General features: G+C 40.2%; 8 protein-coding genes. 2 read left to right on the forward strand and 6 right to left on the reverse strand.

Annotated elements, in window-relative coordinates:
• The 4 genes from HY841_04825 to HY841_04840 form a co-directional block, all read right to left on the reverse strand.
• Positions 1 to 1,636 (reverse strand): hypothetical protein (locus HY841_04825; GenBank protein ID MBI4930066.1); only part of this gene is annotated, 1,636 nt, incomplete at its 3' end.
• Between the two features lie 215 nt (positions 1,637 to 1,851).
• Entirely contained in the window at positions 1,852 to 5,043 is a 3,192-nt protein-coding gene (locus HY841_04830) for a gliding motility-associated C-terminal domain-containing protein (GenBank protein ID MBI4930067.1), read from the reverse strand.
• Positions 5,044 to 5,054: 11 nt separating this feature from the next.
• A complete protein-coding gene (locus tag HY841_04835; GenBank protein MBI4930068.1) occupies positions 5,055 to 7,085 on the reverse strand; it encodes a hypothetical protein in 2,031 nt (676 codons plus the stop codon).
• Between the two features lie 144 nt (positions 7,086 to 7,229).
• Complete coding sequence (locus HY841_04840) at positions 7,230 to 9,365, reverse strand: PKD domain-containing protein (GenBank protein ID MBI4930069.1); 2,136 nt, start codon at positions 9,363 to 9,365, stop codon at positions 7,230 to 7,232.
• Between the two features lie 220 nt (positions 9,366 to 9,585).
• Here HY841_04840 and HY841_04845 point away from each other — a divergent pair, with 220 nt between their 5' ends.
• Positions 9,586 to 11,148 (forward strand): hypothetical protein, encoded by a 1,563-nt coding sequence (locus HY841_04845; protein MBI4930070.1) that lies wholly within the window; start codon positions 9,586 to 9,588, stop codon positions 11,146 to 11,148.
• Between the two features lie 7 nt (positions 11,149 to 11,155).
• Here the strand turns inward: HY841_04845 and asnB are convergent, their stop codons facing one another.
• Positions 11,156 to 12,823, reverse strand: coding sequence for an asparagine synthase B (gene asnB / locus HY841_04850; protein MBI4930071.1), 1,668 nt, complete (start codon positions 12,821 to 12,823; stop codon positions 11,156 to 11,158).
• Between the two features lie 39 nt (positions 12,824 to 12,862).
• Positions 12,863 to 14,476: a T9SS type A sorting domain-containing protein gene (locus tag HY841_04855; protein ID MBI4930072.1), complete on the reverse strand. Its 1,614-nt coding sequence runs from the start codon at positions 14,474 to 14,476 to the stop codon at positions 12,863 to 12,865.
• A 203-nt stretch (positions 14,477 to 14,679) separates the two neighbouring features.
• Between HY841_04855 and HY841_04860 the strand changes: the two genes are divergently transcribed.
• The gene (locus HY841_04860; GenBank protein MBI4930073.1) at positions 14,680 to 16,218 is read left to right on the forward strand and encodes a hypothetical protein; all 1,539 of its coding nucleotides are present in this window, start codon (positions 14,680 to 14,682) and stop codon (positions 16,216 to 16,218) included.
• The last annotated feature ends 81 nt before the right edge of the window (positions 16,219 to 16,299 follow it).

The raw sequence follows: 16,299 nt of genomic DNA on the forward strand, positions 1-16,299 counted from the left end.
ACGTTGCTCCGTTGTTGATGGAATATTCTATCGTTACAAAACTTCCTACTACATACTGGTACGTCCAGTTGATGCTGTAATTGCCCGCTACATAAAACGTGTTGCCACCGTTGGGTGTCGTTACCGTGATGACGGGCGTGGCAAGAGTTATGGTAAATAAATTATCACTCTTATCTGTTACACACGATGAATTATTATAATCATAAACTTGTATGAGGCATTGCGTGGAAGGAGTATTAGGAACAAGCCAGTTGTATTGCCCAGTAGTAATATTAACATTATTTATAATGTTTGTCCATGTGGTTCCCGCATCAAGCGAATATCGTATCGTCCACCAATTGGAAGCAACCGTACCCTGTGTCCATGTAATCAGATGAGTTGTTCCGCCCTGCCAGGTTTCTCCTCCATTGGGAGCCGTTACAATCACAGCGGAAGTAATCGTAAAGACAGCATTGCTGTTATCTGTAATAGCATTGTTATTGTAATCAGTTACTCTTACCAATGCCTGAGTAGTGCTGATGTTTGGCACTGTCCATGAAAAGGAAGATCCGCTGTAATTGGTGGCAAGCGAAGACCATGATACTCCGTTGTTGGTGGAATATTCTACATTGAAAAAACCGGATGTGCCTGTCTGCGACCAGGTAATTGAACGCACAGAACAACCCGTCCAGTTTTCTGCGCCATTGGGAGAAGTGACTGTGATAGTTCCAATCGCAATAGTAAATACTGCATTGCTCACATCATAGGTAGCAGGAAACCCTGCATCAGAAATTTTCACTAAACATACGCTGCTTGGTGCATTCGGAATATTCGTCCATAAATAGGAGCCGCTGTTGTTTGTAGAATTGATAACTGTTGTCCAAGTGGATCCATTGTCAGAAGAGTATTCAATTTTTACAAAACTTCCACTCAGATAAGCCGATGTCCATGTGATGTTGAAGTTTTGTGCGATGTAAAGCGTGTTTCCGCCATTAGGCGCTGTAACAGTGATGATGGGAGTTGGAGGCGCAATTGTAAAAAGATTATCGCTCGCATCTGTTTTACAAGATGGTGAACCGTTATCGGTAATCCGAACCAGACAAGAAACAGACGGATTATTTGGAATCGTCCATACATAAGTATAGGCATTGCCCACCGGTGTGAACGTGGCGCTTGTAATGGTTGTGTATGTACTTCCACCATTAATAGAATATTCAAGAAGAAAAGAATTACTTGTTCCGAATCCATCCCATGTGATGTTTTTAGTTCCTGCTCCTACCTGCCAACTTTCTCCCCCATTAGGCGCTGTTACAGTCAATGCTGGGGTAATAGTAAAAACTGCATTGCTTTGGTCAGTGATAAGGTTGTTATTGTAATCATACACTCTAACCAATGCCTGTGAAGTATTGAGGTTTGAAAGAGTCCATGAAAACGATAAGCCGCTGTAGTTTGTAGCAAGCGAAGACCATGACGTTCCGTTGTTGGTGGAATATTCTACATTGAAAAAACCCGATGTACCGGATTGCGTCCATGTAATTGTACGAACAGAACAACTTGTCCAGTTTTCTGCGCCATTGGGAGAAACGACAGTAATTGTTTGTGCGGAAAGAAAATTTGTGAAGAGTACTGCGAGAAGGAGTAAAAATTTATTCTTCATGGGAAAATAGTATTGTGTGATTTGTATTTCATTAAAAATGAGCGAATAAATATATATATTATTGTGATGCAAATTATTTTTTTTATTCACAAATCTGTCTGCAAAATCTAGTAACTGGACTGTAAACAGTACGAACACTTATCCCGAATTTTTTGAAAATGCATTCGGATGAAATATGTTTTCGTGCTTGAAGGGTTTACTAGAATCAGAAACTTTTATCTAATCAAGCTCACATTTCCCTTCCTCACCGTTTCATTGCCTGTGATGAAAGTTACTTTCATGTAATACACAAACACGGCTGTGTTCATCTGCTTGCCTTTGTATGTTCCATCCCAAAGAACAGTGATGTTGTCGGCTTCAAACACTTTTTCTCCCCAGCGGTTGTAAATGATGAGCATGAATTCTTTTATGCATCCTGAATTCGGATAATAAACTTCCATCCTATCATTCTTGGTATCGCCATTGGGAGAAAATGCATCGGGTACAAACAACTGGTCATCGGCATAGCCGCAGTTAAGCGGTTCAACCATCACTGTAACCGTAACGCAAGCCGTATCTGAACAATTGTTTGCATCGGTAACCGTAACGCAATATATAGTTGTTACAGCAGGATTAACAGTAATTGCTGAACTGTTTGCTCCGTTGCTCCAAGTGTAAGTTCCGCCTCCGGTTGCTGTAAGCGTTGTTGAACTTCCTGATGTGATAGTTACGTTTACACTTACATTAGCAGTGGGACCTCCTGTGGAAGTTACGGTTACAGTTGCTGTATTTGTACATCCGTTTGCATCGGTGATTGCAGCAGTATAATTTCCTGCGCCAAGCCCTGTTGCAGTTGAACTGTTTCCTCCAGACGGAGACCATGCATACGTATAAGGCGATATTCCTCCACCCGCAAATACTGTTGCACTTCCATTATTGCCCGCACACGCAGTGGTTGTTGATGTTATATTGGAAGTTAAAGCCGTGGGCTGTGTAATAATAACTGTTTGAGTGTTTGTACATCCATTTGCATCAGTAACAGTGGCAGTATAATTTCCCGCGCTTAATCCTGTTGCAGCAGAAGTTGTTCCTCCGGATGGTGACCATGAAAAAATATAAGGTGATGTTCCTCCGCTGGCAGTGACAGATGCACTTCCGTTATTTCCGCCATTACATAAAATGTTTGTCTGATTAGAAAGTGAAATAATTGGTCCGCCAGATGAATTAATTGTTACTGTTGATGTTCCCGAACATCCGCTTGCATCAGTTACAGTCACAGTGTATGCACCTGCACTAAGTCCTGTTGCAATTGCATTTGTTCCACCGGATGGCGACCATGAATACGTATAAGGCGATGTTCCTCCTGTTGGAGTAACAGTAGCTGTTCCATTGCTGCTAAGACAAGCAGCAGGAGTTGATGTTACGCTCACAGTAAGCGCACCGGATGTTATAGTGACGGTTGCGGTTTGAACATTTCCACCAGAAATGCAGACAGAAGAAGCATCACTGACAGTAACCGTGTAAGTACCCGAAGATAAACCTGTGGCTATTGCCGTAGTTTGTCCGCCCGGACTCCACGAATAAGTATAAGGTGCGCTTCCTCCAGTTACTGTAACAGTGGCAGAACTTGCAGCACAGGATCCGCTGGCGGAAACAGATACGTTCAATGAGTTGCAGCTTACACCGCTTGGAAAAGATGAAACGAAATTTTTTCCGCAGGCATAAAGCAAATTTCCGGGACCTAATTTTAAATCGTACACATCTCCGTTTGCAGGAATGAAAGTAATTTTATTATAGTTAGTGTCGATCTGAAAAATAGTATCGTGAGAGCCGATGAAAATATTATCGCATTCATCCACTGCAATTCCTCCCCATGAAATTACAAGGCGGTCATACGAAGGAAAGCAGCAATAAACAGGTGGTGTTATCACCGCGCTGTCAATAGGCGCTCCTGTATTTTTGTTATACCTTTTTATTTTGGAACTGTTATAGGTGTATAAATAATTTCCGTTAACAGCAATGCCGTTCATTCCATTTGTTCCTGTAGTTCCGTTCACATAATTTATTCCGCTGATTTCATTCATCTGAAAATTACTCGGCACATTGTAAGTAACAGGAAATAATGCGCTTGCCGAAGTTTTAACCAACGTGTTATTTGCCATGGAACCGCTCTTCGAAAAACCCATGAAACAATTTCCGGAATTATCGAGTGCAAGATTATCTACATCATCCAATCCCGCAGGAGACAGAACATTTACCGGGTTCATGCTGGTAAGAGTTGTATCTAAAATCGCGGCTTCATAAGAAGTATTCCATCCTGAACCGCCAATTACTCCCTGCTTTGTGCAACTGTTATAAGCAATCCGCCAAATCTCTTTCATATTTGGATTGCCCGGATATAAAATAATTTGCGAACCCACTGAATTTACTTTTATCATCTGGGCAGGCACATTGTTATTAAGATTAAAATTATATCCTTCTCCAATGTAACTGCTTCCGCTGTTTGCATCCACTGCAAAATCACCATAGAGCCACATAGGTGTTGCGCTGTAAACCCATTGAATAGCACCCGCGCTGTTGAATTTTATTTCCTGTAAAGGATTGGAAGGGGAACCCTGCCCACCATACACATACACGTTACCTGCATAATCATAATCAATATCATAAGCGGAATTATATCCGGGAAAACTGGGGTTGGTAGTCCATGGGTCAATGATAATTGAAGCCCCATCACGACCTTCCCCATTCGGGAAGGAGAAGGAAACAACATTATTACTAATAGAAAACGCAGCAGAGACAGTTTGATGATTGTTTTCATAAAAAGCTTCTGGTGCGTGGTCAATAAAATTTCCGAAAGAAGTTTCAATCCTGACATTTCCATCTATATCCGTTGCCAATCCTTTTACATCGGAATACTTCATCTTAATAAGAGAGGCATTTGCTCCGGAATGTAGTATGAGGGAATATTTTATTCCAGTTTTACCTTCAGGGAAAAAATATTCTACATCAATATTCGGATAAATATTTTTATAAATAATTTTCTTTACGGCAGATGCTTTGATAGTTGGATAAGTGAAATAACAGGACGCGGCATCTTCAGAAATAATTTCCGCATCCGGATTGGCTCCCTCCCACTCCATCTGAACGAAGTGAGAAATCAATTTCGCAGCTTCTTCTTCTCCTTCATTCTGTTTTTCATATTCATCATGGCGGTAAGTCAATCCTGTATTCGTAAAATATATCGCTACTCCTTCATTCACAACAGCATATTTAATGTGGCTGTTCTTCAGATTGTTCATTCCATCAAACTGACCTTTGTTTTCAATAAATACTTTTTGCTCAAAAGGTTTTGTCTGCCAGTTTTGAGAATGTACAATACATGAAATGAAAAGAAGAAAAATAAATCCGGAAAGAGAAATAATTCTCATGATAATTTACTTTACCATGTCACAATTATTTTTCCGTCTGCGCCATTGGCACCGTTCCATGAACCGCCACCTGCACCGCCACCGCCAGCGCCTGTATTTGCAAGAGCGTTATAGACAGTAATAATTCCTCCTTGCCCTCCATCGCCACCGCCAATGCCTCCACCGCCACCACCACCTCCATAATATGAAGGTCCAGCAACTGTCATTCTCCCGCTGCCCCCTGCACCTCCGCCTCCACTTCCATTTCCTCCGTTATAACTTGCAGCAGTAGCAGTAGCAAGCCCGGCTGTTCCTCCAGAACCGAGGGTGGTGTTCAAATAACCTCCGCTGCCCATTCCTCCTGTGAGGAGGTTTCCGCCTGTAGCTTGTATTAGTATCGTTCCAGTGCAGGCAGCTCCGGTAGAAAAACAAGAACCTGTGGCAGCAGTGCTTGTAGCATTAATACCTCCTGTGCCTACTGTTATCTGGTAAACAGTTGCAGGAACCACCACATAAGTTCCTTCCGCATATCCTCCTCCTCCTCCTCCCGCGCCACCGGTATTAGCGCCAGAAGTTGTACCATAAGCGCCACCTCCCCAAACAGCTATTTTAATTAAAGTAACACCTGCGGGTACGGTAAAAGTAGTTGGAGCTCCTGCTCCTAACATTCCGCTTGTTCCGGATGTAAGGTATAATTGCCAATTGGGAAAACAACTGCCACCAATGCTGCTGAGTGATTGCCAGCTTCCTTGTCCGGTGGCATCGGAAGTAAGCACTTTGTTTACCGCCTGATTGCCATCAACAATTTTTACGGTGGAGCCAGATGAACCATCCACTTCTAATGATGCTGCCGGTGTTATGGTGCCGATACCCACATTGCCTCCCTGGAATATTCCTGCATAATTATTTGTGGCGCCAGATTGTGTCTGAATAAATAATCCGTATGAATTTGTGATTCCGGCAGCTCCCAGATTTTGCACGTTCAGTCCATAAATGTTGGAAGGTTTTATTCCAGACAATCCTGGAAGAGCAACCATCACTCCGCTGGCATTGGTAACAGTTCCAGCGCTTCCTGCCTGAGAATCAAATCTGAAATGTCCGCAATTTACATTGGCAATATTTATTCCTGCTCCCGGATTAGCGTTGGCTACTCCTGCAATTCCATACACAACTCCAACACTTGCGGAAGGAGAAAAAGTTGGCTGCGATTCCAGCCCTCCTGCTCCATCTCCGGAACCATTCAATGTACCGAAAAATCTTCCTAACCGCGCATTCCAGCTTGCCGATGTAACAGTCGCCAAAACATCAAGAGGATAAATTGGAATAGTGCGAATGCCTACATTACCTGAAGAGGTAATGCGCATTCTTTCTACATATGCCATATCCGCAGTCCCGGTTGAGAATGTAATGTCTGTAGGAATTGAACCTGCTGCAATGGTTCCGTTTGCTACTGCGTCTATCTGTGCTGTAATAATATAATTCGAACCATCATAACCTGAAAACATGTATTTGCCAAGTTCGTCACCGTTAAGGATGGTAGTGAGAGCGCCAATAGTTCCTCTTGCCCTGCGGTTAATAATAATTCCACCGAGGTCGGCTTGCAGATTTGTGACCCGCTCGTTTATTATATTTTTTTCGGTGGTGGCTAAAACATGCAATAAGGTAATAGCACTTGGGCTTGTTGTTCCGATGCCGACATTTCCACCCGATGGCTGCAAACAAAGAGAACGATAAGCGCCCGCAGTTGCATCCCAAACATCAATGAGTCCGTAACGGGAAGTTGCAGTAGCATTACCGTACAACCCCAATCGCAGTTTAAGCGCAGCAGCGCTTGCATCATAAGAAGTAACCTGAAAAATATTTTGCAACGCTGGAGCGGTAATGAGATTAGTTCCTTTTACATGAAGCATCACTCCTGTTTCAGCAGAAGAGCCATCGGTGTTGATGCCGATGTTCTGGGCAGAACAAGAAGCCCATCCAAAATCCTTCCCGAAGGGAAGGACTTTCAGGAGTGCAGGCGCAAAAAGAATTCCTGCTATGAGAATGATGATTTGTTTTTTCATTTTGTTTTGAATTTTGTTTTGAGAAAATTAAACCGGAAGAAAAGATTGTACAATGTTAAAGATTTTCTGCATTAAAGCGAAATGGTGTTTATTACTTTTTATCCTCCGTTTCTGCTCAGTGCATCACAGTTCCTGATATGATTTTTATTTCACCGCACTCACATGCCCTACGTAATTGTGCTGCTTATTTGAAATATCTGTAAGATTGACTTTCCATACGTACACATCTTCCTGTGCGAGTTCTCCGCTATGTCCGTTCAAATCAGCTTTGCCTTTTGCCACTTTTCCATCCCACTTGCAGGCGGAAGGCATTCCATCAGCAGGACTTGAATCCCATTGCGTATTGTTCCCGGAATAATGACAATCCCAAATCATATTTCCCCATCGGTCAAATAACCAGATGTTGTAATCTTTAATCCCTCTTCCTTTTCCAAAGAAGAATTCATTATTCCAATCACCGTTGGGAGTAAAACTATTGGGAATATAAAAAGTAAACTCCGGCAGAATTTCTATCCTGCGGCATGCGGTATCCCAACATCCATACTGGTTTTCAACATTTATACATACGTTGTATGAGTAATCTTCATTGCCTGTTACGGTTGAAGAATAAGAATGAACGGGAGTGAGTGATAAACTGTCGAGCGGAGAACCATCGCCAAAATTCCAAAACCATTGCGATACATCAGAAGACCATAAATTACAGAATGAGAAAACAGGATTGTCTATGCTTGCTGTAGCAGGCGAAACACAAAAATCTGCATTGGGTGTGGAATAGACATGAACATATTGGTTGACGGACAAGGTATCTTTGCAGCCAAGATTTGTTGTAATGATTAAATAAACATTGTAATCACCGGGAGTATTGTAACAGACATACGGATTCTGGGCTATTGAGGAGGAAGGCGTGCCGCCCTGAAAACCCCATTGCCATGAAACAATTGTTCCGCTCACAGCATTAGACAAATCATTGAACGAAGCGCAAACAGGAGCGCATCCTTTCAGCGAATCAGAAAAATTTGCTATAGGATTATTGAAACCATTTACCGGAAGTTTTAAAGTATCCATACATCCACCTGATGTGGTTACTATTAGCGTTACCGTATAAGAACCCTGAGAATAGGTGTGCGGTGGTGGATTCTGAAGAGTGGAAGTATTTCCATCTCCAAAATTCCAATACCAGTTTGTTATATTATTGCCTGAAGAAGAAGTGGATGTGTTTGTAAATGTAACGGTAGAACTTGCGCAGCCACCACCGTTTATTGTGAAGGATGCCTGAGGAATTGAATCAACGGTTACATTAAAAATTTCCTGAGAAGTGCATCCGCCAGCTAAGGTCATAGTAACTGTGTTGCTTCCGGCAACTGAAGTGGAAATGCTTTGAGTGGTTTGTCCGGTTGGCATCCAGAAATAGGAAACATACCCTGAAGCAGCTGTCAAAGTCGTTGATGTTCCCTGGCAGGTATTCACTGTTACAGGAGCAACCGGAGTTGCAGGAGCGCACATGCAATCAATATACGCGTAACAAAAATGAGCGCCCTGTGCGCAATCAGCAACTGTAAAGCGAACAGTTACGCTTTGTCCAATGTAGGGAGAAAGATCCACCGAAACATTTGTCCAGTTCTTGTAGTATGGAGAGGTCAGAGATTGATTGCAAGGGAGGGCTGCCTGCGAAAACCCAACACTTGTCCCCTGCCCTGCCACTACATAATAATATGAACACGGAACGGTATCAGTAAGCCCACCCGGGCCAAAAATTGCCGCTTCAAAATAGGGCTGGTCAGCAATGGTATGCTGAGGGTCTTCAATAATCACAGCATACATAAATGTAAACAATGCATTTGAAGAGGTAACCGAGAACGTATTTGATATTTGTTCTGCCTCACCGTTTGCGTTCTTCTCTCCGCTAAAGATGTTTCCGTTATCCAGATTCCCAAGACGAACAGAATAATTTCCGCCACCCGGTGCCACAACAGGAATGGCAGATATACAGGGATCGCTGCCTGCACCAGATACAAGTGCAAAGCGCACAGGATTAGTTTGAAAACCGGAAACTAAATTAGAATTGGGTGCAGTGTATGAATTCGGACAGCAACCTATGGCTTCATTGCAGATATAATTCGTATTTGGCTGGTTAATCACGTTGGGAGCGCAGCCCTTCGTTCTGTTCCATCCGTTAAAGGTTCCGGATTCAAAATCAGAATTGTTGCATTGGCAAAAACAACTGTAAGAATAACAGTTGATGATACAAGCCATGATAAAACATGCTGCTGCTTTTTTCATGCGTATTGATTTTTTATATTTTATTTGACTGGCGGATTGTTACGGAATTCATGAGCAAATTTATAGAATGAAAGTGGCGATGGCAAATTAAAATGATTCAAAAGTCGCCCTCGATAAGAACATATTTTATTGTCAACTCCATCAGGATATCTGTTACTTCATTACATTTGTCAAAATTTAGTATTGTTTTTTAAAACTTTTTCAGAGATACTATTTTTATATGAAGACATCTTCAGATGACCTGTTCAGGTTAATTAAATCTCTTGATTCCAGAGAGAAAACTCATTTTAAAATCTTTTCAAAACATGGTAATGCAAACTACGGTTATCTGAATCTTTTTGATATCATCAATTCACAAGAAGGTTATTATGATGAAGAAAAAGTGAAATCAAAATTAAAAGATAAATCACGGATAAAAAATTTAAAACACATCAAAAGTCGCCTGAGTGAAGCTATTCTTAAATTTCTTGAACAGTATCATTCTGCAGATTCTGTGAACGCGGTTTTGAGAAGTTATATACACCGGATTGAATTGATGTCAAGCAAACGATTGTTCAGAACGGCAAAAAAAATATTGGCAAAAGCGGAAAAACTTGCCGCTGAAAATTATTGTTATGACTCTATGGGGATAGTATTAATGCTGAAACGCGATATAACGCTTGCGGAAGCCAATCTTTCGGAAATGCGCGATTATCCGACTACGTTATATGGTAAAGAATCTGTGAACACAGAACTACTGAAAAACCTGATTGACTACGGCAAATTGAATATACAAGTAAGCAGCGCTGCATTAACTCAATTGCCTGTATCGGAAGAAAAACGTTTGGTGTTAAAAAAATTATTAAAAGACCCGCTGCTGAAAAATAAAAACAAAGCCCTTTCTTTTCCTGCCACACTGCTGTTTTATGATATTTCAGGCGGTGTGAATTTCATGTTGAACAACTGGAAAAAAAGTTATCAGCTTTATAAGAATGTTGTTCGCCTGATGGAGCAGAATCCTGCTTTGCTGAAAAGCAAAACAGAATTTTACATTACAGTAGTCAGGCGCCTTTTGATGATAATGGAAAGATTAGGAAAAGGCAAAGAGCTCATTCATCGTTATACTACAACCAAAGATTTTTTCAAATCACATCCTGCTAAACTAAAATCCAACAGTTTGTCCAGATTGTTCATGCAGATAAACAACAACTATATTCATTATCATTTACAGTCTTTCAACATTAAAGAAGCATTATCCGTAAGCGAAGAATTCTTATCAGACATAAAAAAACAATACGACACACAATTATTTTTAGTATTCCATAAAAATCTTTTTCTGATCTATTTCTACCTGAATGATTATCACAAGGCGCTGCAAATGCTGAACGAAATTCTGAACATAAAGGAAACCGGAGTCCGTCTGGATATTATCAATGAATGTAAAATATTAAACATCATCGTGCATTATGAACTCGGCAATGACGACATACTTCCGAGTTTATGCAAATCGGCAATCCGGTATTTTGATAAACACAAAGAGGATAATAAAGTAGAAAAAATATTACTATCATTTTTCAGCAACACAACTCATTCATTCAATAACAATAAAATCACAGCACAGAAAAATGCTTCTGCATACGGGCGTGAAAAAGTGAAAACATTTATGGAATTGAAAAGAAACCTTGAATCCTATAAAACCGAAATGCAAACCAACGATTTTGATTTTCTTTCATGGATTGACAGCAAAATAAAAAACCGCCCGTTTGCGGAGGTGGTGAAGGGAAAAGCGAATGTTGAAATTTAAAAATACCTTATTTATATCCATCGTTGTGTACAGCGGAAACTGCTCTTCCTGAAGGATCATTTGCATTTTGAAATGATGCATCCCAAGCTAATGCTTCGGGAGTGCTGCAAGCAACAGATTTCACGGAAGGAACACACGATGCTGCTGAATCGGACGGAAACAGTTCGCTGAAAATGGAACGGTAACGGTATTCTTCTTTGGACATGGGCGGATGTATGGGAAAACGGAATTTTGAATTTGCCAACTGCTCATCACTGACCTCTTCGTTTGCCACTATTTTAAGCGTATCAATCCAGCTGTAACCCACACCGTCCGAAAATTGTTCCTTCTGGCGCCACGCAATGCTTTGGGGCAAATAATCTTCAAATGTTTTTCGCAGAATCCATTTTTCTATTTTTCCATTGCCTGCCATTTTATCTTTGGGATTTAACCGCATGGCAACATCCATGAATTCTTTATCTAAAAACGGAACACGCCCTTCAATGCCCCAGGCGGCAAGAGATTTATTAGCGCGCAAGCAGTCGTATAAATGCAGTTTGCTCAGTTTGCGAATGGTTTCTTCGTGAAACGCCTGTGGATTTGGCGCTTTGTGAAAATACAAATAGCCGCCAAAAATTTCATCAGCCCCCTCTCCAGACAATACCATTTTTATTCCCATTGATTTAATTACTCTGGCTAATAAATACATGGGAGTTGATGCCCGAATAGTGGTTACATCATACGTTTCTAAATGATAAATTACATCGCGAATGGCATCTAACCCTTCCTGCACGGTGAAATTAATTTCATGATGCACGGAACCAATATGTGCCGCCACTTTTTTTGCTGCTGCCAAATCAGGCGAACCAACTAAACCTACTGCGAATGAATGCAACTGTGGATACCATGCTTGTTGTTTATCGCCTGACTCAATGCGGTTTGCCGCGTATTTTTTTGTTATTGCGGATATGATGGAGGAATCCAATCCTCCTGAAAGAAGCACTCCGTAAGGCACATCGGACATTAACTGCCTGTGAACAGCATCTTCCAAACTTTTTTTCAATGCGGCAGTATCGGATGCATTGTCTTTTACATTTTCATATTCTGTCCAATCACGTTTGTACCAAGGTTTTAGTTCTTGTCCTTCCTGGCTGTATAGATAATGTCCGGGAAGAAACTCCTGAATTTTGTTACAAACACCTTCTAACGCTTTTAACTCAGATGCAACATAAAAATTTCCGAGCTTATCCCAGCCCATATATAATGGAATAATTCCCATATGGTCTCGGGCAATAAGATATGTATCTTTTTCTTTGTCGTATAATGCAAAAGCGAAAATGCCATTCAGCTCTTCGATAAAATCAATTCCCTTTTTTTTATAAAGCGCTAATATCACTTCGCAATCGGAATGAGTTAAAAATTCGTAATCAATTAATTCTTTTCTTAGTTCCTGGTGATTGTATATTTCACCATTAACCGCAAGAATCATTTTTTTGTCTTTGCTGTATAATGGCTGCCCTCCGGATTGCGGATCTACAATGGCAAGCCGTTCGTGTGCTAATATCGCTTTTTCTCCGCAAAATATTCCAGACCAATCCGGTCCCCGATGACGAATTTTTTTTGACATTTCAAGAACCTGGGCTCTCAACTCTTTATCGTCAATCTTTAAATCAAATACTCCAACAATTCCGCACATATTATTTTTTATTAAGTTTTAAAGATAACGAACTATTCGTTAAAGCTTCACAAACTTTATTGTGAGTCGCCTTTTATTGTCAAACACTTTGACAAAATAAATGCCACTTTCAATGTTGTTTATATCAAGTTTCAACATAGTGCTTCCTTTGTTGACCGGAAACCCGTTATTGACAATCAATCTTCCCAGCAAATCATAAATATTTACCTGAAGTTTTTCATCTTCGATAGAAAAAAAAGTTCCGAGCAATTCATCTTGCGCTGGTGTGTTTTGTAAAATTAAATTCCATTCATCATTTAGTTCACACGTTACGGAAATGGGTCCGTAGTATTTGTATTCTCCGTTAAAGTCGGTTTGTTTTAATCTATAGTATTGGGTATTGAGTATTGAGTATTGAGATTCATCTACAAATTCATAATGGCGAATGGTGGAAGAGTTGCCTGCGCCTTGTACCACTCCGATTAAATTCCATTCTTCCCCGTTCAAGCTGCGTTCAATGCTGAAATAATTATTATTTATTTCACTTGCAGTTGACCAATTACATTTTGCAACTCCTGAACTGCAAGAAGAAGTAAATGAAAAAAGTTCAACTGGAAGCCAAGAACAATTGGCTGCGCCTGATTCCATTTCAATGTAAAAGCTAGAGATGGCGCCACCCGTGCCATCTACTATAACATAATAAATGTTTCCTGCAGTTAATGAAGACATATTCAATTGCATATTACAAGTACAGCCATTGGCATATTGGGGAGAAGTGTAGGTGTCGTTTGTTGCTGCATCAGCAGGACATCCTCCTGTAACAAGCGCGTAAGTTGGAGCAGCACAGGTTCCTGAATTGGTAAATGCAAGAATCTGCAAACTGTTGTTTACTCCTGAAATTGTGAACTGAGCAGTGGTTCCGGATGCTTTGAAATTGAACCATGCAGAATTATTCTTCGCCCCGTTCCATGCACAAGATGGCGACCAGAAAGCAGAAGTGGTTGAAGGGTCAGTGGCAGGACCAGGATCAGCGTATCCGTTATTGGTGCCGATAAGGATGGTTCCGGTTTCTAAACACTGTACACCCGAACAATTATCATTTGCGGTAGAGGCGGAAATATCATTATAAGAAAATGCTGCTCCGAATATCAAATCAACTTTGTTGTAGGCAATTCCTGTGGAAGCGCTTGTTTCTGTAATTGTAATCGTCCATGTTCCGTTTGGATTTTCTCCGTTGTAAGTTGAAAAATCGTTTGCGGTGTTTGTTCGGTAGTAGCCAACATCATACGGCTCTTTGGTAGAACCATAATCTTGTGGAAATCTCAAAACAGAATGGTCTCTGTATTTTATATTAAACCGCACAATAGAACTAATGGTGCCGGTATTTGATTTGATGGTGATGGTTGTTCCTGTAGGGGATTGTAAGGTTATGATGTAAGAAGTTAATGCGCGGGTATTTGTTCCATCGCCCAAATCAATATTCACCTGCCTCAAAACATTACTTGGCGTGCTAAGCGGATTGGAAAGCGCTGCTACTGCAATTGTTTTGGTGAGAGTTCCATTCCATGAACCGACTCCTTGTGAAGCAGTATTGGAAAATGTCTGACTTAAAACACATAGAGGAATAGTTTCTGTCAGAAAAAATAAATAAACTATCGTTACAGGACGAAGCATGCTAAGAAAAATATTTTTTATCAAAGATAATCTCTTTTCATCCAAAACGGAATTGAAGATTGCATTATTCTTATTATTCGCAGAAGCGATAAACTGGAATATCTCTTTTTGTAAAGAACGGTCAAATGGTATTTCCAATATATGTTTCTCCGAAATGAAAAAGTATTCTACCTTCGTAATTCTAATTTATTCTTATAAATCGCATGAAGACATCTGAAGACCTTTTTGACCTTATTCATTCCATGAACAGTCATGAAAAAGGATATTTCAGAAAATATTCCTCGCTGCATGTGCGCGGTGAAAAGAATATTTATATGCAATTGTTTGAAGCGATTTCAAAACAACAAAAATACGATGAAGAAAAATTAAAAAAACGTTTTCACAATGAACTTTTCATAAAGCAATTACCGGTCGCAAAAAATTATCTCTACAACCAGGTGTTGAAAGCGCTGCGCTCTTATCATTACAGCATTCATTCCGAAATTATGGACATGCGGCACAATGCAGAAATTCTTATTGAAAAAAGTTTATATGATCAAGCGCATAAAGCGCTGAAAAAAGCCAAGCAAACTGCAAAAGAAAATGAACTGCTCTGGGCAGCACCCGAAATAGCGGCCATGTGGGAAATGAAGCTGGCTGTAGCCAATAATGATATGAACCAGGTAAAAAATATTATTTCAGAAAAGTCAAAAGATTTTTTATTGCTGCAAAACGCAGAGCAATACAGGGATATAAATTTCAAAATGTATATGCTTTATGCCGCTATCGGTAAGGTGCGCGGGAAAGAACATCTTGGCGAAATGAAAAAAATAATGAATCTCAGTGAAATGAAAAACGAATCCTCTGCCTGTTCGTTTGAGGCACGGCTTCGTTTTCTGATTACCCACGCTTTGTGGGCAGATGTACAGGGTAATGCAGATAACTACTATTCGTATTCAAAAAAGGTAATTGACCTTTTTAAATTGAATCCCAAAATAATTCCTGCTAATCTTTCGCAATACATTGCTTATTACGGCAATGTTATTGGCGCTGCCATGAATTCAAGGCGATACCGCGAAGCCCGTGTTTATTTGAATGAACTGAAAGAATTATCGGCATTCACAAAAAATGACATGCTCAGGAATAAGTTGTTTTACTTTAACAGCCATCTTACACTTTACTATTTTAATACGATTGGTCAATCCCCAGGCAAGACAGATGTTATTTCTGATATTACAAAAAAGATAACCGATCACCATGGGTATTTGAATGACATACAAAAATCCATCTTGTATTCAAACTTAGCAACTACATTTTTTATCAGGCAGCAATACCATAAATGCACTTTCTGGCTTAATTGCATCCGCAATGAAGTATCGTTAAACAACTACCCGAACATTCAAAGCTATCTCCGCATTTTTTATCTCCTTGTTAACTACGAAGCAGGCAAAACAGACCTTCTTCCTTATCTGATACAATCTGTTTACCGCTTCCTGAAGAAAAAAGAACAACTTTATAAATTTGAAACCCTCCTCCTTCATTTTCTCCGAAACGAACTTCCAAAAGTTAATCCTGAAACAAGTTCTGGGAAAAAAGAATTAATACTGGCATTTCAGAAGCTTAAAAACAAAATAACCCCACTCGCCAAAGAACCCTACGAGAAAAATGCATTTGAGTATTTTGATTATGTAACCTGGCTTGACAGCAAAATTCAAAACTGCCCGTTTGCGGAAATGTTGAAGGAGAAGGCGAAGTTACATTAAGGATTTATCATCGGAAAATTTTATATATCCTCAACTTCTTTCTATTGGTTTCACTCAGTTGAAAAACAAAAAAGAAACATG

Source organism: Bacteroidota bacterium (assembly GCA_016213405.1).
Lineage (GTDB): Bacteria > Bacteroidota > Bacteroidia > Palsa-948 > Palsa-948 > Palsa-948.